Raw genomic sequence first — 19,889 nt, 5'->3', positions numbered from 1 at the left:
TCTCGGCGCCCCAACGCTCCGGGTTTCGGTTCCACGAGCGGCGTGAAAGACTTCCCTTCGATGCCGAGCCAGACGGCAGCCCACCAGGGCGACGTGCAGCAGGTCGTGGAGGCGTTCGCGGATACGCGTGCGCGCACGCTCCAGCTCGTCGGCCACCTCGACGACGAGACGCTCGAGCAGGTCCATTCGCCGCTGATGAGCCCGCTCGTGTGGGACCTCGGCCACATAGCGGCGTACGAGGATCTGTGGGCGGTGCGGAACTTCGCCGGCGAGCCGCTGCTGCGGCCCGACCTCGCGCAGCTGTACGACGCGTTCGAGACGCCGCGCGCCGAGCGCGGCGACATCCCCTTCCTGCGCCGCAACGAGGCGCTCGAGTACCTCGAGGCCGTGCGCGCGCGGACGCTGGCGGCGATCGCCCGCCGAGGGATCGATCCGCTGATCCACGAGCTGGTGATCCGCCACGAGCAGCAGCACGGCGAGACGATGCTGCAGACGATGGAGCTGGCGCACCTGCCGGCGGCCGCCGACGCGCTCGCGCCGCCGCTGCTGCCGCCGACCGCCGCGACGCTCGGCGCCGGCGGCCTGGAGCTGGTCGAGATCCCAGCCGGCCGCGCGACGCTCGGCGCGATCGCGCGCGAGGACGGCGGCCCGTTCTCCTACGACAACGAGCGCCCGCGGCACTGGATCGAGCTTCCCGCCTATCGCATCGCCCGCACGCCGATCACGAACGCGACCTTCCTGACGTTCGTCGAGGGCGGCGGCTACGAGCGGCGCGAATGGTGGTCGCGCGAGGCGTGGGCGTGGAAGGAGGAGTACGACATCGAGCGTCCCGGCGGATGGGAGCGCGGCGCTGACGGGAGCTGGCACGAGTGGCGGATGGACCGGCTCGCGCCGCTCGACCCCGACGCTCCCGTCGTGCACGTCTCGTGGTTCGAGGCCGACGCCTTCGCACGCGCACACGCTGCGCGCCTGCCGACGGAGGCCGAGTGGGAGAAGGCGGCGACCTGGGATCACGCGAGCGGCACCGCGCGACCGCAGCCATGGGGTGACGGCGATCCGCGCGGGCGCGCGAACGTCGACTGGCGCCGCTACGGCACAGTCCCCGCGGCCGCCTACGCCGACGGCGCCGCCGCGAGCGGCTGCCTCGGGATGATCGGCGACACGTGGGAGTGGACGTCGAGCCGCTTCGACGGCTACCCCGGCTTCGTCGCGCATCCGTACCGCGAGTACTCCGAGGTCTTCTTCGGCCCCGACTACCGCGTGCTGCGCGGTGGCTCCTGGGCGACTCGCGCGCGCGTCGCGACGCCGACGTTCCGCAACTGGGACTACCCGCAGCGCCGTCAGATCTTCTCCGGCTTCCGGATCGCAAAGGACTCCAGATGACCTCGCTCTTCACCTGCGACGCGTCGATCACGATCGACTCGCACCTCGACGAGGCACACGAGCGCGGACTCGCGGACGACGTGCTCGACGGGCTGACGCGACCGTTCAAGGAGCTGCCGCCCAAGCACTTCTACGACGAGCGCGGCTGCGAGCTGTTCGACGCGATCTGCGAGCTGCCGGAGTACTACCCGACGCGCACCGAGCGAGCGCTGCTGCAGGCGCACGCGGTCGAGATCGCCCGCGAGACCGGCGCCGTCGAACTGGTCGAGCTGGGCTCCGGCAGCGCCTCCAAGACACGCGTGCTGCTCGACGCGATGGCGGCCGACGGCGGACCGGGCCTGACGCGCTACATCCCGCTCGACGTCGCCGAGTCGGTCGTGCGCGCCAGCGCCGAGGCGCTCGTGACGGAGTACCCCGGCCTGCTCGTGCACGGCGTCGTCGGCGACTTCGAGCGGCACCTGTCGCGCATCCCGCGCGCGGATGGCGAGCAGCGGCGGATCGTCGCGCTGCTGGGCGGCACGATCGGCAACTTCCCGCCCGGCTCGCGTCGGCGCCTGCTGCGCGAGATCGGCGAGCTGCTCGGCCCTGAGGACCGCCTGCTGCTCGGCACCGGCCTCGTGATCGACACGCCGACGCTGGAGGCCGCCTACGACGACTCCGCGGGCGTCACGGCCGAGTTCAACCGCAACGTGCTGGCGGTCGTCAACCGCGAGCTGGACGCCGACTTCCCGCTCGACGGCTTCTCCCACATCGCCTTCTTCGACCGCCAGCACGAGTGGATCGAGATGCGCCTGCGCGCGCTGCGGCCGTGCTCGGTGCTGATCGGAGCGCTCGGCCTGCGCGTCGAGGTCGCGGCCGGCGAGGAGATCCGCACGGAGATCAGCGCCAAGTTCACGCGCGAGCGCGTCGAGGAGGACTACGCCGCCGCCGGCCTGCGCCTCGACGCCTGGTACGAGGACGCCGACGCCCGCTTCGCGTTGTCGCTGGCGGGACGCGTGAGCTGAGCGGGGAGCACGCCGCCGCGCGGCGCGCGATCCTCGCTCGGACGCCCGCGCCGCCTCAGCGCGTAGGATCGCCTGCGTGCCAGGGCAGCAGCGTAGATACGCGCTCCAGAACGCGGTCCGCCTCGCGCTCGCGGGCACGTGCGCGTTCGCGCTCGGGATGGGGCCGATCGACAACTCGCAGACGGCGATCTTCGGGATCTTCGGCTGCTTCGGGCTGCTGCTGTTCGCCGACTTCGGCGGCAGCCCGCGCGAGCGGCTGCGCGACTACGCCGCGCTCGCGCTCGCCGGCGTGCCGTTGATCGTGTTCGGCACGCTCTGCTCGCAGCATCTCGGCACGGCGATCGCGGGCATGTTCGTCGTCGGCTTCGCGATCCTCTTCTCCGGCGTGCTCGGCGGCACCTTCGCCGCCGCTTCGACCTCGGCGATCCTCGCCTTCGTGCTGTCGGTGACGATCCAGCTGCCGATGTCGGAGGTCGGCGACCGACTGCTGGGCTGGGGCATCGCGGCGGCGTTCGCGATCCCGGCGGTGATGCTGCTGTGGCCGGCCCGCCCGCGCGACCGCCTGCGCGCCGCCGCGGGAGCCGGCTGCCGCGCGTTCGCGCAGCTGGTCGCGGTCCGGGCGGGTGAGGGGGACACGGCAAAGCTCGAAGAAACCGCGCGCAGAGCAGTGCTGGACCTGCGCAGAACCTTCTATGCGACGCCGTTTCGGCCCTCCGGCGCGACGGGACGCGCCGCGGCGCTGGCCGCGCTCGCCGACGACCTCGACTACCTCAGCCAGTTCTCCGCGCGCGCCCAGCCCGCGGGCGGTTACGACTTTCCGCGTGAGCGCGTCGAGCTGGAGCAGGCGGTCGCGCAGGTGCTCGACGCGGTCGCCGCGCGACTGGAGCAGCGCCACGCGACCGAGCCCGCCGACTTCGAGCGGCTCGCGCGCGCCCGCAGAGCGCTCGGCGACGCGATGCTCGCCTCGATCGCCACCGCCCAGCCCGGCGACGAGCCGCGGATCGAGCGCGAGCTGGAGCAGGCGTTCGGACTGCGGATGCTCTCCTACGCGACCTGGCATCTGGCCGCCGACGGGCTGCAGGCATGCGGCGAGGTGGTGCCGGAGGTGGACGAAGTGGAGGCCGCGGAGGCTTCGACGACCGGTCCCCGCGCAGCCGCCCTCGCCGCCGGCGGCACCGTCGCCGCATCGAGCCGCCTCGCCGCGGCCTACGCGAGCACGCGCTCCGTGCTGTTCCAGAACAGCCTGCGCGGGGCGATCGGGCTGGCGCTGGCGGTCGCGATCGGCGTCGGGCTCGACCTGCAGCACGGCTTCTGGGTCGTGCTCGGCGTCGTCTCGGTGCTGCGCTCGCGCGCGCTCAGCACGGGCGCGACAGTCGTGCAGGCGATCGCCGGCACGTTCGCCGGGATCGTCGTCGGCGGCATGCTCGTGGCGCTGATCGACGGCAACCGCACGCTGCTGTGGATCGCGCTGCCCCTGACCGTGCTGCTCGTCGGCTACGCGCCCAGAGCGATCTCGTTCATCGCCGGCCAGGCGTCGTTCTCGCTCTGCGTGCTCGTGCTCTTCAACCTGATCGAACCGGTCGGTTGGAAGGTCGGCCTGGTGCGGATCGAGGATGTCGCGATCGGCGGTGCGATCAGCCTCGGCGTCGGCCTGCTGCTGTGGCCGCGCGGTGCAGCGGCGTTGCTGCGCAGAAGCCTCGCGGCCGCCTATGCCAGCAGCGCCGCCGCGCTGAGTGCGACCGTCGCGCAGCGGATGGGCTCCGCTGACCCGGCCGCGCTGCAGGATGCGGTCAGCGAATCGATCGCCGACGCGCGCCGGCTCGACGACGCGTTCCGCCAGTACCTGGCCGAGCCGGCCGGGCAGCACCAGCCGTTCGCCGACCTCTCGCGGCTGGTCAGCAGCTGCGGCCGCGTGCGCCGCACCGCCCACTCGCTGCGCGTCGGCAGCGTGCTGCTGCCGCTGACCGAGGTTCGCAGCGGTGCCACGCCGGCGCTGACCCAGCGGCGCGCGCTGCTGGAGGCTGAGCTGGAGCAGGTCGACGCCTGGCTGCGCGCGCTCGGCAACGCGCTCGCGACCGGCGGACCCCCTCCCGCCCCGCAGCCCGGCGCCGACGCCAGCGAAGCCGACGCCGCCGGCGTGCGCGTGCTGCAGACCGGCGACGGCGCCCCGCTGACCGCGACCGTCACGATCGCCTGGACCCGTCAGCACCTCGTCGCGCTGCGACACCTGGAGCCGAGGCTGGCGGAGGCGGCGGAGACGGTGCGGCCCCGCCAGCCCGCCCGTTAGGGTCCTGCGCATGGAGATCGAGAACAGCGGAGCGCTCGTCGTCGGCGGCGCGTCGGGGCTCGGCGCGGCGACCGTTCGGCAGCTGCATGCCGCGGGTGCGGACGTGGTGATCGCCGACCTGGACGAGCAGCGCGGCGACGCGCTGGCCGCGCAACTGGGCGAACGCGCGCAGTTCGTCGTCACCGACGTGACGAACCCGGAGCAGGTCGAGACGGCCGTCGCGAGCGCGGCGGCGCTGCCGGGCGGGCTGCGGATCGCCGTCTGCTGCGCCGGCGTCGGCTGGGCGGAGCGGACCGTCTCCAAGCGCGGCCCGCACGCACTCGCGTCGTTCGAGACCGTGATCGGCGTGAACCTGATCGGCACGTTCAACGTGCTGCGCTTCGCGGCCGACGCGATGAAGGCCAACGAGCCCGACGGCGGCGGCGAGCGCGGCTTGTGCGTCCAGACCGCCTCGATCGCGGCCTACGACGGCCAGATCGGCCAGCTCGCCTACGCCGCCTCCAAGGGCGCGATCGTCGGCCTGACGCTGCCCGCCGCGCGCGACCTCGCGCAGTACGGCATCCGCGTGATGACGATCGCGCCCGGCACGTTCGACACTCCGCTGCTGGCCGCGCTGCCCGAGCCCGCCCGCACCGAGCTGGGCCGCCAGGTCCCCTTCCCCTCCCGCCTCGGCGACCCCGCCGAGTTCGGCGCCCTCGTCACCCACATCGCCGTCAACCCGATGCTCAACGGCGAGGTGATCCGCCTCGACGGGGCGCTGCGGATGCCGCCACGCTGAGCGCGCACGCCGAGGACCGAAGGTCTGCTGCTGCTCGACGGCAGGAGACGTTCGGTCCTCGGGCCGAACCGCCTAGTTCAGCCGCTCCACCAACATCGCCTGCCCCATCCCGCCGGCGACGCACATCGTCTCGAGGCCGATCGACCTGTCGAGCGTGTCGAGGTCGTTCAGGAGTGTCGTCATGATGCGGGCGCCGGTCATGCCGAACGGGTGGCCGAGGGCGATCGCGCCGCCGAACGGGTTCAGCTGCTCGTCGCTGACGCCCCACTCGCGCTGGCACGGGACGACCTGGGCGGCGAACGCCTCGTTGAGCTCCACCACGTCGACGTCGGAGATCGACATGCCGGCCTGCTTGAGCACGTTGCGCACCGCCGGGATCGGGCCGAGGCCCATGTACTCCGGCTCCAGCGCCCCGATCGCCGAGGCGATGATCCGCGCGCGCGGCTTCAGGCCCAGCGCGGCCGCCTTCTCCGCCGACATCACCAGCACCGCCGCGGCGCCGTCGTTGAGCGGACAGGCGTTGCCGGCCGTGACCGTGCCGTCGGCTCTGAAGACCGGTCTCAGGGCGGCCAGCTTCTCGGCCGTCGTGCCGGGGCGCGGCCCGTCGTCCTTGACGACCGTCGTCGCTGCGACCGTGACCTCCTCGCCCTCGGGCGAGGTGACCGTGTGCTCCGGCACGTCGACCGCAACGATCTCGCGGTCGAAGTGGCCATCGGCCTGCGCTGCGACCGCGCGCGTCTGCGAGATCAGCGCCCAGCGGTCCTGCTCCTCGCGCGTGACGCCCTCGCGCTCGGCGACGTTCTCGGCCGTCAGGCCCATCGGGATGTAGACGTTCATCAGCGACCCCGGCGAGCCGTCCAGCAGCGGGTGGAACGGCATCGGCGAGCCGCCCGCGCGCGAGACCGCCTCGACGCCGGCGGCGACGTAGACGTCGCCCTCGCCGGCGCTGATCGCGTGGTAGGCCATCCGCAGCGTCTGCAGCGAGGAGGCGCAGAAGCGGTTGAGCGTGCAGCCCGGCACCGACACCGGCAGTCCGGCCAGCAGCGAGGCGTTGCGGCCGATGTTGTAGTTCTGCTCGCCCTCGCCGCTGGCGGCGCCCATCATCACGTCGGAGATGTCGGACGGGTCCAGCTGCGGGTTGCGCGCCAGCAGCGCACGCAACGGGATCGCGGCGAGGTCGTCGGCGCGCACGGAACGCAGCGCGCCCTTGCCGGCGCGGCCGATCGGCGTACGCACGGCGTCGACGATCACGGCTTCAGCCATGGTGAATCCTTTCGCGAGGTGCCCGGCGGTCTCACTCCACGGGCATTCGTTTTCCCCGGCGGTCTCACTCCACGGGGGCGTTGCAGAGGAGAGTAGCCACCCGCGATCGGCGACACGCCAGTTCGCGGACGAGATCGCCGTTCGCGGCTCCGCGGCCGCGCCGCGCCGCGCCGCGCCCGGCTCTGCCTACAGCCCGAGGTTGCGCACGCCGTCCTCGTCCCATCCGAGGTGGTGCGCCAGCTCGTGGCGCAGCGTGCGCGTGACCTGCGCTCTGAGCAGGTCGGTGTCGTGCCCGAAGTCGCGCAGCAGCGTGTCGCGGTAGATGATGATGCGGTCCGCGAAGCCGTCGCGGGCGACCGTGTCGCCGTGGTAGAGGCCGTAGGCGCGCCGCCTGCGGCCGCCGTCGGAGATGACGATCGCGACGTGCTCCAGCGCGCGGTGGAACTCGAGCGGCAGCTCGTCGACGGCGGAGCGCACGACGGCCTTGAAGTCCTCCTCGTTCCAGGGGTCGAAGAGGTCGTCCTCGTCGTCGTCGTAGTCGCCGCCCGGGAGGTCGTCGTCGTCCTCGCCCCACGAGCCCTCGCGCGCGAGCCGCTCGCTGCGGTCCACGAGCGCGTCGAACTCCTCGTCGCTCTCCGGGCTGCGCCAGCCGGCCAGCGGCCCCGTTATCAGCGACATGACGAACGCGAGCACGATCACGCCCGCGGCTGCGACCGCGATGCCCTGGAAGAGCCGCATCGGGTACGTGGTCGAGAACCCCTGGTACAGGGTTATGACGGCGATGCCGAGCAATAGCGCGACGATCGCGGCGAAGAGGATGCGCTTCGGTGTAGGTGCACGCATGGGCGTCCACCTACGTTAGCTGGCGTCGGCAAGTCGAGCCACCGAGGCCGCGTCCGCCTACCGCAGAGAGCGTGCGATCACGACGCGCTGGATCTCGTTCGTGCCCTCGTAGATCTGCGTCAGCTTCGCGTCGCGCAGCATCCGCTCGACGGGATACTCGCTGACGTAGCCATAGCCGCCCAGCACTTGGACGGCCTCGACCGTCACGCGCATCGCGTTGTCGGAGTTGAACAGCTTCGCCATCGCGGAGTACTTGCCGCGGTCGGCGTCGCCGCGGTCGGCCTTCGCGCACGCCTGGTAGAGCAGCTCACGGCCGGCGGCCGTCTGCGTCTCCATGTCGGCGAGCTTGAACTGGATGCCCTGGAACTGGTTGATCGACTTGCCGAACTGTCTGCGCTCGCGCGCGTAGGCGGCGGCGTAGTCGGTCGCGCCCTGCGCGATTCCGAGCGCCTGCGCGGCGACGCCGAGGCGCGAGTAGTCGAGCGTCCCGAGCGCGACGTGCATGCCCTTGTTGACCTCGCCGATGAGGTTCTCGGCCGGGATCCGCACGTCGTCGAAGATCGGCTGCCCGGTCGGGGAGCCTCTCATGCCGAGCTTTCTCTCCTTGTTGCCGACGGAGAAGCCCTCACGGGTTCTCTCGACGACGAAGGCGCTGATGCCGCGCGAGTGGCCGGCGGTCGGGTCGGTGACCGCGAAAACGATGTAGAAGTCGGCGACGCCGAGGTTCGAGATCCAGTTCTTCGTGCCGCTGATGATCCACTCGTCGCCGTCTCTGACGGCCTTGCAGATCATGCCGCCCGGATCGGAGCCGGCCTCGGGCTCCGACAGCGCGAAGGCCGGGGCCCATTCGCCGCTGGCGACCTTCGGCAGGAAGCGCTCCTTCAGCTCGTCGCTGCCGAACAGCTTGATCGGCAGCGTCCCGAGCTCGGCCAGCATCAGCATCAGCGCGGTCGAGGCGCACGCCTTCGCGATCTCCTCGACGGCGATGTTGAGCATCAGGACGCCCGTGCCGGTGCCGCCGTACTCGGTCTCGAACGGCAGGCCGAAGAGGTTCAGCTCCGAGAACAGCTCGCGCAGGTCCCAGGGGTATTCGGCCTTCTCGTCGATCTCCGCGGCGCGAGGAGCGACGCGCTCCTGGGCTACCTTGCGGATCGTGTCGCGGAAGTCGCGTTGATCGTCGGTCAGAGCGTAGGCATCGGCAAGTGCGGACATGTGGCCGACTCTACCGTCGCCGTACTCCAAGGGACCCCGATAGGCGCAGGGTCACATATCTGCCCTGCGCCTGTCGTTGCGGAGTTGCTAGAGCCCGGCGGGGTGACGGACCGTGAAGCCGTCGTTGGTGCGCATATCACTCTGCCAGCGGGACGGATCCGCACCGCTGGTGTCGAAGCGCAGGCCGGCGATGACCGCGTACATGTGGCCGCCGTTGGCGTAGATCGTGATCCACTGACCTCTGCCCGGCTGCTCCCAGCTCGTGAAGCTGCCCGAGGGCATCGACTCGTCGAGCAGGCCGGCGAAGTGCAGCGCGTAGCTGACGGAGCCGGAGCAGTCGTAGCCGCGGTCGTTCCACTTGCCGTGCCCGCCGCCGTAGACGTACGGCTTGCTCGCGATCTCGTTGCCCGCGGCGATCGCGTCCTTGACTTCCTGCGGCGCGTCCGACGGGGCGACGGCGAGGCCGTTGGCGAGCAGCTTCGCTCTGCCGACGGGCGCCGCGATGGTCGTCATGTCGAAGTCGGCGCCACCGGCGCTGCTGCCGGCGCTGCCGGCGTCGCCGATTCTGCGCAGGACCGCGACCGTGGCCGCGTCGACGATGCCCGTGACGGGCAACTCCTGCGTGCTCTGGAAGCGCTTCACGAGCCGCTCAGTGCCGGGACCGAAGGCGCCGTCGACCGTCGTCGTGAAGCCGGCGCGGTCGAGGTAGTCCTGGAGGACGCGGACGTCCTGGCCTCTGGAGCCCTTTCTCAGGACGCGGTCACCGAGGTGACGGCCGACGGCGGTGCTCTTCACGCGCGTCTTCGCGGTCGACGTGGGCGTGGTCGTCTTGGTCGCGTTCTTGGGGTCGGCGACCGCGCGCAGCTTGTCGACGAAGGGAGCGTCGACGACGCCGTCGACGGGCAGCGCGTAGCGCTTCTCGAAGCGCTTGACGTTGCCGAGCGTGATCGGGCCGAAGTCGCCGCCGACGGGTGTGGCGAAGCCGGCTCTCGTGAGGAAATCCTGGAGGACGCGAACGTCCTGGCCGCTCATGCCCTGTTTGAGCGTGCGTCTACCGAGCGCGGCGCCCGACGCCGTAGACGAAATGAGCAGCGCGACTGCCATTGCTGCGACACCGATCGCAGAACAACGTTTGGCAGACAGCACAGCAGTGAACGACAAGGTGCAACCCCTTCTCTTTCGGGCGCCTGCGGGGTTAGCTGACGGGCTCGCGCAGAAAGAGCAGCGCTACGTCGTATCCCTTACGACGATTCGCCCCCGAGTCCTTGGGTCGGACTCCGTGGTTCCCCCGTTCCCCGGCGGTTGCGACGCCAGGGATTCGGCTGGGTTCTTGAACGACGCGAGGAGGCTAGCAAGGGTCACGGCCGGATGTCGACCGGTTATGGATCCGACCCCCGCTTCCTGGACGCATCGCGCGCGCGAGCGCGCGTTATGAAGCGCCCTCCCCGCAAACGTGCGGATATGTAACCCGGAAAAACGGTTTATGGAGCCAACCGGGCGCTCGGGCAGTATCGTCGCGGGCGTGTCCGCCTCCTCCGAGCAGCCCTCCACCCGCGCCGCGGGCGCGCGGAGAACTGGCGGAAGCGACAGCGCGGGACGCGCGGGCGGTGCCGGCGCGGCGCACGCGGCCGCTGCCCGCACCGCAGCGCAGCAGCTCATCCGGCTCGATCGGGCCACCGCCGCGCTCGACCCGCCCTTCGCGGTCGTCGACCTCGACGCCTACCGGGCCAACGCCCGCGACCTGCTGCGCCGCGCCGGCGGCCGGCCGATCCGGCTCGCGAGCAAGTCGATCCGCTGCCGCGCCCTGCTGGAGCGCACACTCGCCTCCGACGCCGGCTTCCGCGGCACGCTCGCATTCACGCTGCCGGAGGCGCTGTGGCTCGCCGACAACGGCCTGCGCGACCTCCTCGTCGCCTATCCGACGGCCGATCGCGCCGCCCTGCGCATCCTCGCCGACCGCCCCGACGACGCCGGCATCGCCCTGATGGTCGACGACGTCGCGCAGCTGGAACTGATCGAGCGGGCGGTGGCGGGCTCGCGGACCGATCCAGCCGGCGCGAGCAACGCGGCCGGCGGGGGTGGCACGGGCGGTGGTCACGCTCCGCCCCGCCCGATCCGCCTCTGCATCGACGCCGACGCCGGCTGGTGGCCGCTCGGCGGGCGGATCCGGCTCGGCGTCAAGCGCTCGCCGCTGCACACCTCTGAGCAGGTCACCGCGCTGGCGCGGGCGATCGTCGCGCGACCGGCCTTCAGGCTCGTCGGCCTGATGGCGTACGAGGCGCAGATCGCGGGCGTCGGGGACCGGCCGCCCGGCAGGCCATTGATGGGAGCGGCCCTGCGCACGATGCAGCGACTCTCAGCGCGCGAGCTGGCGCAGCGGCGGGCCGCAATCGTCGCGGCGGTCAGCGCCGTCGCGCCGTTGGAGTTCGTCAACGGCGGCGGCACCGGCAGCCTCGAGCTGACGCGCGCCGAGCCGGCCGTGACGGAGCTGGCGGCCGGCTCCGGCCTCTACGGCCCGACGCTGTTCGACGCCTACTCGCGCTTCTCGCCGCTGCCGGCGGCGCTGTTCGCGCTGCCGATCGTGCGCCGCCCAGGCCCCGGGGTCGCAACGGCGCTGGGCGGCGGCTACCTCGCTTCGGGCCCCGTCGACCGTGCCCGCCTTCCCCGGCCGCTGCTGCCCGCCGGCCTGCGCCTCGACGCGCGCGAGGGCGCCGGCGAGGTCCAGACCCCGCTGCTCGGCGCCGCGGCCGACGGCCTGCGCGTCGGCGACCGCGTCTGGATGCGCCATGCGAAGGCCGGCGAGCTGTGCGAGCGCTTCGCCGAGCTGCACCTGATCGAGGGCGACGTGATCGTCGAGACGGTGCCGACCTACCGCGGCGAGGGAAGGACCTTTCTCTAACCCTCCAGTAGAGGGTTATCTATGCCGCTGTGATCGCCGGCCGCGCGGGCCATCCCGGCATCGTCCCAAACACGCGGTCCGTGTAGGCGTTGCCGAACCGCCCGTCGGGGTCCAACCGCCCTCGGACGGCCTGGAAGCGGTCCCAGGCGGGGTAGCGAGCGCGCAGCGTCGCCGCGGTCTGGAAGTGACGCTTGCCCCAGTGCGGACGACCGCCGTACTCGTCCATCAGCTGCTCGACCGCGCGGAAGTACGGCCGCCACTCCATCCCCCGGAACATGTGGACGGCGATGTAGCCGCTCGCGCGGCCGTGGACCGGGCTCAGGAGCGCGTCGTCGGGCGCGACGAGACGGACCTCGAGCGGAAACGGGACGCGGAAGCCGCGCTCCTCGATCAGCGCGAGGATCCGCCGCACGGCGGCCGCGGTGTGCTCGCGCGGCAGCGCGTATTCCATCTCGGTGAAGGGCACGAGCCGTCTGGTCGCGAAGACGCGGTCGCTGCGATCGATCTTCTCGCTGCGACCGGCGACGCGCGCGGCGAAGCGGTTCAACGCCGGGATCAGCGGCGGCGCAGCACGACCGGCGGCGCAGACCGCGTGGAAGGCGTGGTTGGTCAGCAGCACGTCGTCCACCCACGCGCGTGCCCGCGCGCGCGGCCGCGGCGGCCCCTCGACGCGGTTGTTCGTGCGCGTCAGCGCCGTGCGCGTGTGCGGGAAGACGTAGAACTCGAAGTGGTCGTTGGCCGCGCCCAGCTCGTCGAGTGCGTCCAGCGTCTGATCCAGCGGCGCGGGCGCGTCGACGCCGTGCAGCGTGAACGCCGACACGCAGCGCAGCGTCACGCCGGTGACGACGCCGAGGCTGCCGATCCCGACGCGAGCGGCGAGGTAGGTCTCGGTCGCCTCGTCATGGCCTGCCACCGACCCGCCCTCGCCAGCCCGGCGACGGTCGACGACGGAGGCGGCGGGCGCGGCGGCTCCCGCCGCGCACTCCAGCGTGCTCCCGTCCGCGAGCACCAGCTCCAGCGCCTCGACCTGTGCCGACAGGTTCGGCAGCCGCGCGCCGGTCCCGTGGGTCGCGGTCGAGATCGCGCCCGCTACCGTCTGCGCGTCGACGTCGCCGAGATTCTCCAGCGCGAGCCCGTGTGCGGCGAGCGCGGCGTTGAGCGCCCGCAGCGTGATCCCGGCCTCGACCCGTACGCGCCGTCCGGCCCGGTCGACGTCGAGCACGCGGTCCATCCGCTCCAGCGTCAGCAGCCGCCCGTCGCTGCACGCGACGTCGGTGAAGGAATGCCCGGAGCCGGCGACGCGGACCCGCTGCCCGGCTTCTGCGGCCCGCTCCAGCGCCGCCGCGACCTCGCCGACGGACCCCGGGCGCTCGATCGCGCTCGGCCGGCAGCTCTCGTCGCCCGCCCAGTTGCGCCACATGCACGGCAGCGTACCCCGCGGCAACACCCCCGCGCGCGAGTCATCTGCGCTGCCGCCGCGCCTGCGTCGCGGAGCGATCTGCCGATTGCCGCTGCCCGCCTGCGCGAGGCGCTGATCAGCGGCGCAGCCGCCACCCGCGGAGGGCCGGCGCCTTCATCGCGCCCACGACTATCCTCCACCCCATGTCCAGCCCAACCGAGCACTCGCCTACCGAGGTCAACGCGCTGATCGCCGAGGACGGCGACGCGGTCCAGTTGGTCGACGTGCGCGAGCCCTACGAGCACGATGCAGGCGCGATCGCAGGCGCCCGCCACATCCCGCTGGGAGATCTGCTGGCCAACGCCGAGCAGCTCGACCAGAGCCGCCCGGTCGTCTTCTACTGCCGCGTCGGCGGCCGCTCCGCGATGGCGACCGACGCCTTCCGCGCCTCCGGCTGGGACGCGCGCAACATGACCGGCGGCATCGTCGCCTGGGTCGATGAGGGTCTCCCGCTGTCGGATCCCGCCGGCACCGTCGCCGACCACTGATCCTCGACCGGCCGGTCACTCGGCCGTACCGCGCGCTGCCAGAACGCAACCGGGCGGGCGGCTCTCGCCCGCCCGCCCCGGGTCGCTGCCCTGCTGAGTCGCCGCGCGCGGCGACTCAGCAGCTCCGGCCGTCCGTCAGCGCTTGGCGCTGACGCTCTTCTTGCTGCTTCTTCTGGCGCTTCTTCTGCTGGCTCCTTCTCGACGCGGCTCTTCTCGCCGGCCCACAGCCCTTGATGCGGAGCTTCTGGGTGACGTCGAGACGTCTGCCGTTGTGGCCGATGAACGCGAGGCTGGCTCTGCCGTTTCTGCCTTCGCTTCTGCAGAGGTCGCGCACGACGCCGATCGGGCCGTTCGTCGGACCGCTCTCGAGCGCCAGTCTGAACTTCGTGACGGGCACGTCGGGGACGGTGTCGAACGTCGTCTGCAGGCGCAGATCTCTCGTGATCGTGACCTTGCCGACGAGGTCGATCGCGACCTGACCTCTCAGACGCACGACGAGGTCCGGCAGTCTGCGGGCCGGGTTGTAGACGAAGTACGCCGGCCCGGCGAGCGGATCGCGCAGCAACGGCGTGACCGCCGTGCCGCGACCGACGACCATCGGGCATCTGTCGGCGTTGAACTGGTCGATCGAGCACGCTCTTCTGCGGTTCACGACGTCCAGCCGCGAGTTGAGCGTCTTCGGCAGCGTCACCTCGACCGATCTCAGGCCGCTCTGGCCCGGGGTCTGCGTCAGCGTCGCCGTGAACGGCGTGCGCGTCTGTCTGGCCGTCTTGCCTCTGGCCCCGACCTCGAGCAGCATCTTCGGCCTCACCGGCAGGCGACCACAGTCGCCGACCTGGAAGCGCGACTTGACGTCAGCACCCGCGCCCAGCTGGGAGGTGATCCGGCCGAGCACGTCCTTCACCGCGCAGCTCGTCGGGTTGATCATGAAGCCGGGCTTGTCAACCGCCACGTTGACCGACCGGATCTGCAGCGGGATGCCCTGCAGGATCCGCGGCAGCGGGTCCGACACGACTCGCAACGAGGCGTCGCGCTGGTCGACGAAGATCGCCGCCCGCACCACGACCGTGCCGAGGTCGAACGGACCGGCGACCGCCGGCACGACGAACGAGAGACCGAACGGCGCGCCCTTGTACGGCCCGGTGATGTACGCCCGGCCAGGCAGATAGAACGGGTTGGAGCCGGGGCCGGCGGCCGTCGTCACCGTGCCGATCTTCGAGCCCTCGCCGCAGTCACCCGCGGTGGCGATCGCATCGGGGCACAGATCCGCGCTGGCGATTTTGCCCGTCAAGCCCGTGGGCATGTCGACGGTGATGTCGCGCAGCTCCTGGTCGTGGTCGCCACGCGCGAACGTGAGCGAGAACGTCGATGAGCCGCCACCGACGGGGTTGACCGTGCCCGCGTTGAACGCCGGGCTGAATCCGACCGGCTGGCAGTCCTGGTCGATCGTCATCGGCGTGCTGCCCGTGACCGTCTGTCTCGCCCACGACGTGATCGTCGTCAGCGACTGATATGTGCCGCAGATCTGCGGATTCGTCAGCGGCGCGCGCGGCCCGCTCTTCAGCTGCAGGTCGAGTGTCTCGAACGGCAGCTGCGGGTTGTTGTCGAACGTCGCTGTCAGACGGCCTGAGACCGGATCCGGATCAACGCGGCCGGCCAGCTTTATCGTGACACCGCTGCCCTCGGCGACGATGTACATGGCCAAGAGCGAATTGAACGGATTGTCGTTCTGCTTAGCGAGGTACACCGAGCCGTGCAGCGAATCGGTCAGCAAGGGTGTCTTGATCGACACAGAGCCGATCTTCGACGAGTCCGGGCAGGTGATCTCGCTGTTGGTCTGGTAGCCGAACTCGCCCGGCGCGCAGGCACCGAGACCGTTCGCTGACGACGGCGAGACCTTCATGCCCTCGGGCAGGGAGATCTGCACCTGCTTGACGTGCGCGGCCGCACGGCCATCGGGCAGCTGGTTCTGCGGAACGTCGATCCGAACGTCCAGGCCGGTCGGGCCAGCTGCTGCCCGCGAAGTCGGCTCTGCTGTCATCGTCGGCTTGAACGGAACGGCGCCACAGCGTTCCGGCGGCGTGTCGAGCGCGTCGACCGCCGTGGACGTCTTGCCCTCGTAGGAGTACGCGCGCACGTTCGTCGTCGGAATCGTGTCGCATTCCGTCGGCCCCGTCATGAAGGGAACCCGCTGCGCGCCGCTTCCGTTGTGGTCGGCCGGCACCCCCCACAGGGTGAGATCGGTCTCGACTATCGGGTGGCCGACAGGGATCTCGTCGACGACCGCGGTCAGACCGCCGTCCGGACGGACCTGCACACGAATGAACGCATACAGGGTCGGGTCGACCTTCATCCCCAGCAGCACCGGTTCATCCGGACCGTGCTCGAGGTTGAAGATCGGCGTGTTGGGTGTGAGGCCGAGACCTACGGCCGTGACAGTCGCGATGCCGACCTGCGTCTCCGGACGACACCCGTCCGTTGCGAAAAAGGCGTTAAAGTCTCTCAGCGTGCACGCTGGGAAACCCGTCGGGTTACCGACCAAGCCGGCGGGCAGGTCGACCTCGATCCTTCTGGCACGTCCGTAAGGGAGGGCTTCGGGACCGACGACGTCCGACTTGAGCCTGATCACCGTGCTGACGTCGGGGTGCCCACCGGCGCTCATGTCGCTCGAGGCGGTCGTGAACGACTCGATCGCGAACTGCTCGGGATCGAGGTGCTGCGGGCCGTCGGCGACGGCCGCAGCGGTACCAGCCGCCATCATCGCGACGCCGACTCCCAGCAACAGCGCCGCGCGGGCGAGCAGATGCCTCACCCCACCGCGGTCAGTCGATGTTGCGCTGCGACTAGCCACGGAGCACCACCACCTGACGGATGGTCGTCTCCGACTCCGAGTACGAAACGCTGATCACGAGACGCAGTCTCCTCTTGGTTCTGAGCACCGTTCTTGCTCTTCTCGAGAGCGTCAACGGCAAGCTCGCCGTCGAGCCGCTGCGAGCGACCCGCATCGAGCGAGCGACGACGACTGTGCGGCGACCGATTCTTGCGGTCACCGTCGCCGTCACGATGCCCTTCTCGTTCGCTCTGACGCGCAGGACCGTGCGGCCTCTGCGCGCGAACACGCCGCGCTGGGCAGCGGTGAGTCTCGCGACGGTGTGGCGGGGGACGAGCGGCGCGGGATCGGTGGTGTCGCCGGGTCCCTCAAACGTGCTGCTGCTCGGGAGGGTCGACACCGGGGGCGCCGTGACGGAACCCTGGCAGACGTCGCCCTCGCATCTCGGCGCTGGCTCCGGCAGTGCGAAGCCGCCGCCCTCTCGTGCTGCGTAGAGGTCTCGCGAGGTGTTGCGATCAGACTCCGGGATGATCTGAGCTTCGGTGGTGAAGAAGACCGTGGTGCCGTCTGCAGAGTTGTCGTGGTAGAAAGCGTCCGCTCGCTGCGTGCCCGGCGAGACCAGCGACACGGTGCCGTTGTGCCACTCGTACACGTCGATGAAGCCGTTGATGTCGGAGTCCACGAGCGGATCTGCCGTCTCGAAGAAGACGCGGCTGCCATCGTCGCTCATACCCCGCCCCAGATTCGGCCGGAAGCGCATCGTGTTGAGCGTGGACTGACGCGTGAAGCCTGGGAGGACGGTCGAATAGTTACCGAACCCGGCGGCGGTCACAGGGGGCGTGTCGGCGGCATCTCTGGAGATGCGTCTCAGACCCTCCGCAGGGGTCCAGCGGAAGATCTGTCTCACGCCGCCTGGCGAGTCGTCCAGCGCGGCGGTCGACGCGAAGACGATCACGCTTCCGTCGGCTGAGATGCGCATCGCACGCTTGTCGCTGCGCGACGAAGCGCCTGAGTCCAGAAGCGGGACCGTGTCGGTGAAGTCAAGGTTTCCGAGTGATCTGGCCTGGCCGTCTCGGAGCACGAAAAGCTGAGCGAGCCCCGATCGATAGACGACGGTCGATCCGTCGGCGGAACTGCCGAGGAAGTAAACGCCCGTGTCGCTGTCATCGGTCGCCAACAGCGTGAGCTGATCGCTTGCGACGTCATAGCTATAGAGCGCGGCTCCAGCTCTCTTGGCGTCGTTCGTCAACTGCTCCTCGGTCGTGAGGTACACGGTCGAGCCATCTTCGGTCGCCCCCGCGAAGGTGACGTCCATCGCCGGGCCCGGACCGCGACGAGGCGAGACAAGCGTCAGGTCGTCGCCTTCGCGCAGAAAGACACTCTTGACGCCAGCCGGGGATCCCGCAAGCGACGAGCCGGTGTGCTCGAAGAAGATCCGCGATCCGTCCGCCGACACCGAACCGGGCTCCGCCAACGTCTGTTCTGCGTCCGTCCCCAACGCGGGGAATCCACCGACAGCGTCGCCCGCTTGATCGCGCGACACGAGCCGTATCCCCTCGGGCGTCCACTCGTAGACGTCGAGTGTGTCGTTCGTGTCCTGCGGAACGAGGCCGAGGCTGCTGACGAAGATCCCGTGCGAAAGGTCTCTGGAGACCGCGACCGCCTCGCGCTCGAGCGACACCGCCGGCTCGACCGGCGACCGTCTCTCGGGCAAAGGGTTCGCAGTCGGCGCAAGCCAGCGCGGCGACGCGCCACCGTCCCACATGAATGCGCTCAGGGTGCCGCTGGCCGTTCCCTGGCCAGGCTCAGCACCGCGGTAGTCGGGATAGATCCCCAGGTCCGAAGCGAACACCACGCGCGAGCCGTCCGGGGAGACGAAGTAGACCTGACCGCCGCGCCCTCCCAGCGGCTCGACGGGGGTCGGACCGGTCACCCAAGTCGTGGTCCAGCCCGACGGTGTGCGTCTGGAGCAGAAGCCGTCGTCTGCCGTCACGAGGCCGTTCGGAGTCGAGCCCGCGATCGCTCTCTCCGTGTTGAAGCAAACGATGTCCCCGTCTGGGGTGGCTGCGCCACCGCCCAATCTGACGTCGGGATCGCTCCCCACTGGCGTGACCAGCTCGAACGCGCGGCCGGCCGCAAGCGCCGGCGAGCCCGCAGCGACCACGCCGAGCCCAATTCCAACGACAGCCGCGGCGACATGCCGACGGGCTTTTCGTGCCCTCATCCTCTTCCCTCTCCTCGCGACACAGAGCGCCGGCGCGCCTTCAACTCGACCGCGCATCCCGCCGCCCGACGTATGGTAAACACCTGTGTCCCAAGAGTACACGCGCAAGCTGGCCAGATACAAATGCGAACGTTCCCTGAGATGCGCCGACCACCGGCCGAGCAGAGCCCCACCCCGCTCCGCTCCGACCGCGCGCACATGGGGCCGCGCCGATGACGCGGCCCCATCACGCCTAGCCCGACAGGCGAATCCGCCCGTCGGCAGGTTTCGCTACGACACTACAGCCAGCTTATTCTCGCGCCGGTATTGATCGTGAGCGTCACGTCGGCAGTTCTCGTGCAGGTTCTCACTAGCTCGATAAGGAGAGGAAGCGCCGGATTCGTGGCGGTTATGCTGCTGGCACCTCTGATGATCGTCCCCGTCAATAGGCCAGAGTATAGGCATTCGCCTCCGAGGATGTTTCTAATTAGGACATTTACCGCAATTAGCACAGTTCCGTTTATTATTCTAATCACAATCGGCGGTAGTATTCTGCCGTTCACGATGGCGCCGGAGCATCCACTGATCGTCGCCGCCGTCACAGACCCCTCGGCGCCGGTAGTGGTGCCTCTCAGCGTGCCGGTAAGACCCGACACTCTGCAAGTGGACGTGCCGAGGATCGTTCTCGATGTGAACGCACCGCCATCCGAAGCGCCGAAGCTGTACGGATCCGGCGTGATCGAGGCCGACGCCGACCCACCCATCAGAGCGATCGACGCGACGAGCATCGCGGTCGCAAAGAGACCGCGCAAGAGCATCTTCATGAAAGACCTTCCAGTAGTGTGTTAGCTACGACAATCACCGCGGCGACGCACAACACCGGAGCGACGGCGAGCGCGTGAATCAGAAGGCGATCCACGACCACCAGCGCTGCAGACGCAAATGACTATCAACGCGAGCTGGTGACCCGCATCAAACGCGTAAGGACCTCGCGACCCTTTCCCCAGCGCTCCGACAAGGCAAGCCTAGCACGATGCTCTCAAACTCGCAATATCAATCTACTATTACATTGCTCTTTTCGTGGTTCGGAAAAGATAGAAAAGGCCCCGCCGTCCGACGCAGCCCCTCGTTGCTGCGCCGCCTTACGTCCAACTCAAGGCCATAGGCGCCGTTAGCCGGGTGGAGCGCGCCCATCGCCAGCTGCGTCGTTGCCCCAACCAAAGAGGCCGCGTCCGAAGAC

Annotated in this window: 14 protein-coding genes and 1 riboswitch; of the genes, 6 read left to right on the top strand and 8 right to left on the bottom strand. The window is 70.3% G+C overall.

The genetic code is table 11. From position 1 onward, the window contains the following. Window positions 1-60 precede the first annotated feature (60 nt). The 4 genes from egtB (at window position 61) to Q7L65_RS21475 (ending at window position 5,452) form a co-directional block, all read left to right on the top strand. On the top strand, window positions 61-1,383 hold the full coding sequence (egtB, locus tag Q7L65_RS21490) for an ergothioneine biosynthesis protein EgtB (protein ID WP_304724362.1): 1,323 nt from the start codon (window positions 61-63) through the stop codon (window positions 1,381-1,383). Then, entirely contained in the window at window positions 1,380-2,387 is a 1,008-nt protein-coding gene (gene egtD / locus Q7L65_RS21485; protein ID WP_304724360.1) for an L-histidine N(alpha)-methyltransferase, read from the top strand. Before egtB ends, egtD begins: the two co-directional genes overlap by 4 nt. A 76-nt stretch (window positions 2,388-2,463) precedes the next feature. Next, window positions 2,464-4,674, top strand: coding sequence for an FUSC family protein (locus tag Q7L65_RS21480; protein WP_304724359.1), 2,211 nt, complete (start codon window positions 2,464-2,466; stop codon window positions 4,672-4,674). 10 nt (window positions 4,675-4,684) lie between these two features. Continuing rightward, on the top strand, window positions 4,685-5,452 hold the full coding sequence (locus tag Q7L65_RS21475; RefSeq protein WP_304724358.1) for an SDR family NAD(P)-dependent oxidoreductase: 768 nt from the start codon (window positions 4,685-4,687) through the stop codon (window positions 5,450-5,452). Between the two features lie 72 nt (window positions 5,453-5,524). On the opposite strand, the gene Q7L65_RS21470 is transcribed toward Q7L65_RS21475, so the two are convergent. The 4 genes from Q7L65_RS21470 to Q7L65_RS21455 form a co-directional block, all read right to left on the bottom strand. Next, window positions 5,525-6,715 (bottom strand): acetyl-CoA C-acyltransferase, encoded by a 1,191-nt coding sequence (locus tag Q7L65_RS21470; protein ID WP_304724356.1) that lies wholly within the window; start codon window positions 6,713-6,715, stop codon window positions 5,525-5,527. Window positions 6,716-6,901: 186 nt separating this feature from the next. Next, a complete protein-coding gene (locus Q7L65_RS21465; RefSeq protein WP_304724354.1) occupies window positions 6,902-7,558 on the bottom strand; it encodes a metallopeptidase family protein in 657 nt (218 codons plus the stop codon). A gap of 57 nt (window positions 7,559-7,615) precedes the next feature. Beyond that, window positions 7,616-8,770: an acyl-CoA dehydrogenase family protein gene (locus Q7L65_RS21460; protein ID WP_304724353.1), complete on the bottom strand. Its 1,155-nt coding sequence runs from the start codon at window positions 8,768-8,770 to the stop codon at window positions 7,616-7,618. An 87-nt stretch (window positions 8,771-8,857) separates the two neighbouring features. Further along, a complete protein-coding gene (locus Q7L65_RS21455) occupies window positions 8,858-9,802 on the bottom strand; it encodes a peptidoglycan-binding protein (RefSeq protein WP_304724352.1) in 945 nt (314 codons plus the stop codon). A gap of 137 nt (window positions 9,803-9,939) precedes the next feature. Beyond that, window positions 9,940-10,104: riboswitch (cyclic di-AMP (ydaO/yuaA leader) on the bottom strand. Window positions 10,105-10,427: 323 nt separating this feature from the next. Here Q7L65_RS21455 and Q7L65_RS21450 point away from each other — a divergent pair. Next, window positions 10,428-11,669, top strand: coding sequence for an amino acid deaminase/aldolase (locus Q7L65_RS21450; RefSeq protein ID WP_370552611.1), 1,242 nt, complete (start codon window positions 10,428-10,430; stop codon window positions 11,667-11,669). A gap of 19 nt (window positions 11,670-11,688) precedes the next feature. Here Q7L65_RS21450 and Q7L65_RS21445 read toward each other — a convergent pair whose 3' ends face one another. Next, complete coding sequence (locus Q7L65_RS21445; protein ID WP_304724348.1) at window positions 11,689-13,089, bottom strand: D-arabinono-1,4-lactone oxidase; 1,401 nt, start codon at window positions 13,087-13,089, stop codon at window positions 11,689-11,691. A gap of 182 nt (window positions 13,090-13,271) precedes the next feature. Here Q7L65_RS21445 and Q7L65_RS21440 point away from each other — a divergent pair, with 182 nt between their 5' ends. After that, the gene (locus Q7L65_RS21440; protein ID WP_304724346.1) at window positions 13,272-13,616 is read left to right on the top strand and encodes a rhodanese-like domain-containing protein; all 345 of its coding nucleotides are present in this window, start codon (window positions 13,272-13,274) and stop codon (window positions 13,614-13,616) included. Window positions 13,617-13,731: 115 nt separating this feature from the next. On the opposite strand, the gene Q7L65_RS21435 is transcribed toward Q7L65_RS21440, so the two are convergent. The 3 genes from Q7L65_RS21435 to Q7L65_RS21425 all read right to left on the bottom strand — a co-directional run bounded on the left by Q7L65_RS21435 (window position 13,732) and on the right by Q7L65_RS21425 (window position 19,473). Further along, entirely contained in the window at window positions 13,732-16,428 is a 2,697-nt protein-coding gene (locus Q7L65_RS21435) for a hypothetical protein (RefSeq protein WP_304724345.1), read from the bottom strand. A gap of 31 nt (window positions 16,429-16,459) precedes the next feature. Next, window positions 16,460-18,793, bottom strand: coding sequence for a hypothetical protein (locus Q7L65_RS21430; RefSeq protein WP_304724343.1), 2,334 nt, complete (start codon window positions 18,791-18,793; stop codon window positions 16,460-16,462). A 155-nt stretch (window positions 18,794-18,948) separates the two neighbouring features. Then, window positions 18,949-19,473 (bottom strand): hypothetical protein, encoded by a 525-nt coding sequence (locus Q7L65_RS21425; protein WP_304724342.1) that lies wholly within the window; start codon window positions 19,471-19,473, stop codon window positions 18,949-18,951. Between the last annotated feature and the right edge of the window lie 416 nt (window positions 19,474-19,889).

The organism is Conexibacter sp. CPCC 206217 (assembly GCF_030646165.1).
GTDB lineage: Bacteria > Actinomycetota > Thermoleophilia > Solirubrobacterales > Solirubrobacteraceae > Conexibacter.
This window is presented reverse-complemented; position numbering and strand designations above follow the sequence as displayed.

Excerpts from the sequence above, each read along its gene's own strand:
- egtB (WP_304724362.1), top strand. The coding sequence starts at position 61 with ATGCCGAGCCAGACGGCAGCCCACCAGGGCGACGTGCAGCAGGTCGTG.
- egtD (WP_304724360.1), top strand. The coding sequence starts at position 1,380 with ATGACCTCGCTCTTCACCTGCGACGCGTCGATCACGATCGACTCGCAC.
- Q7L65_RS21475 (WP_304724358.1), top strand. The coding sequence starts at position 4,685 with ATGGAGATCGAGAACAGCGGAGCGCTCGTCGTCGGCGGCGCGTCGGGG.
- Q7L65_RS21470 (WP_304724356.1), bottom strand. The coding sequence starts at position 6,715 with ATGGCTGAAGCCGTGATCGTCGACGCCGTGCGTACGCCGATCGGCCGC.
- Q7L65_RS21465 (WP_304724354.1), bottom strand. The coding sequence starts at position 7,558 with ATGCGTGCACCTACACCGAAGCGCATCCTCTTCGCCGCGATCGTCGCG.
- Q7L65_RS21460 (WP_304724353.1), bottom strand. The coding sequence starts at position 8,770 with ATGTCCGCACTTGCCGATGCCTACGCTCTGACCGACGATCAACGCGAC.
- Q7L65_RS21455 (WP_304724352.1), bottom strand. The coding sequence starts at position 9,802 with ATGAGCGGCCAGGACGTTCGCGTCCTCCAGGATTTCCTCACGAGAGCC.
- Q7L65_RS21445 (WP_304724348.1), bottom strand. The coding sequence starts at position 13,089 with ATGTGGCGCAACTGGGCGGGCGACGAGAGCTGCCGGCCGAGCGCGATC.
- Q7L65_RS21440 (WP_304724346.1), top strand. The coding sequence starts at position 13,272 with ATGTCCAGCCCAACCGAGCACTCGCCTACCGAGGTCAACGCGCTGATC.
- Q7L65_RS21425 (WP_304724342.1), bottom strand. The coding sequence starts at position 19,473 with ATGAAGATGCTCTTGCGCGGTCTCTTTGCGACCGCGATGCTCGTCGCG.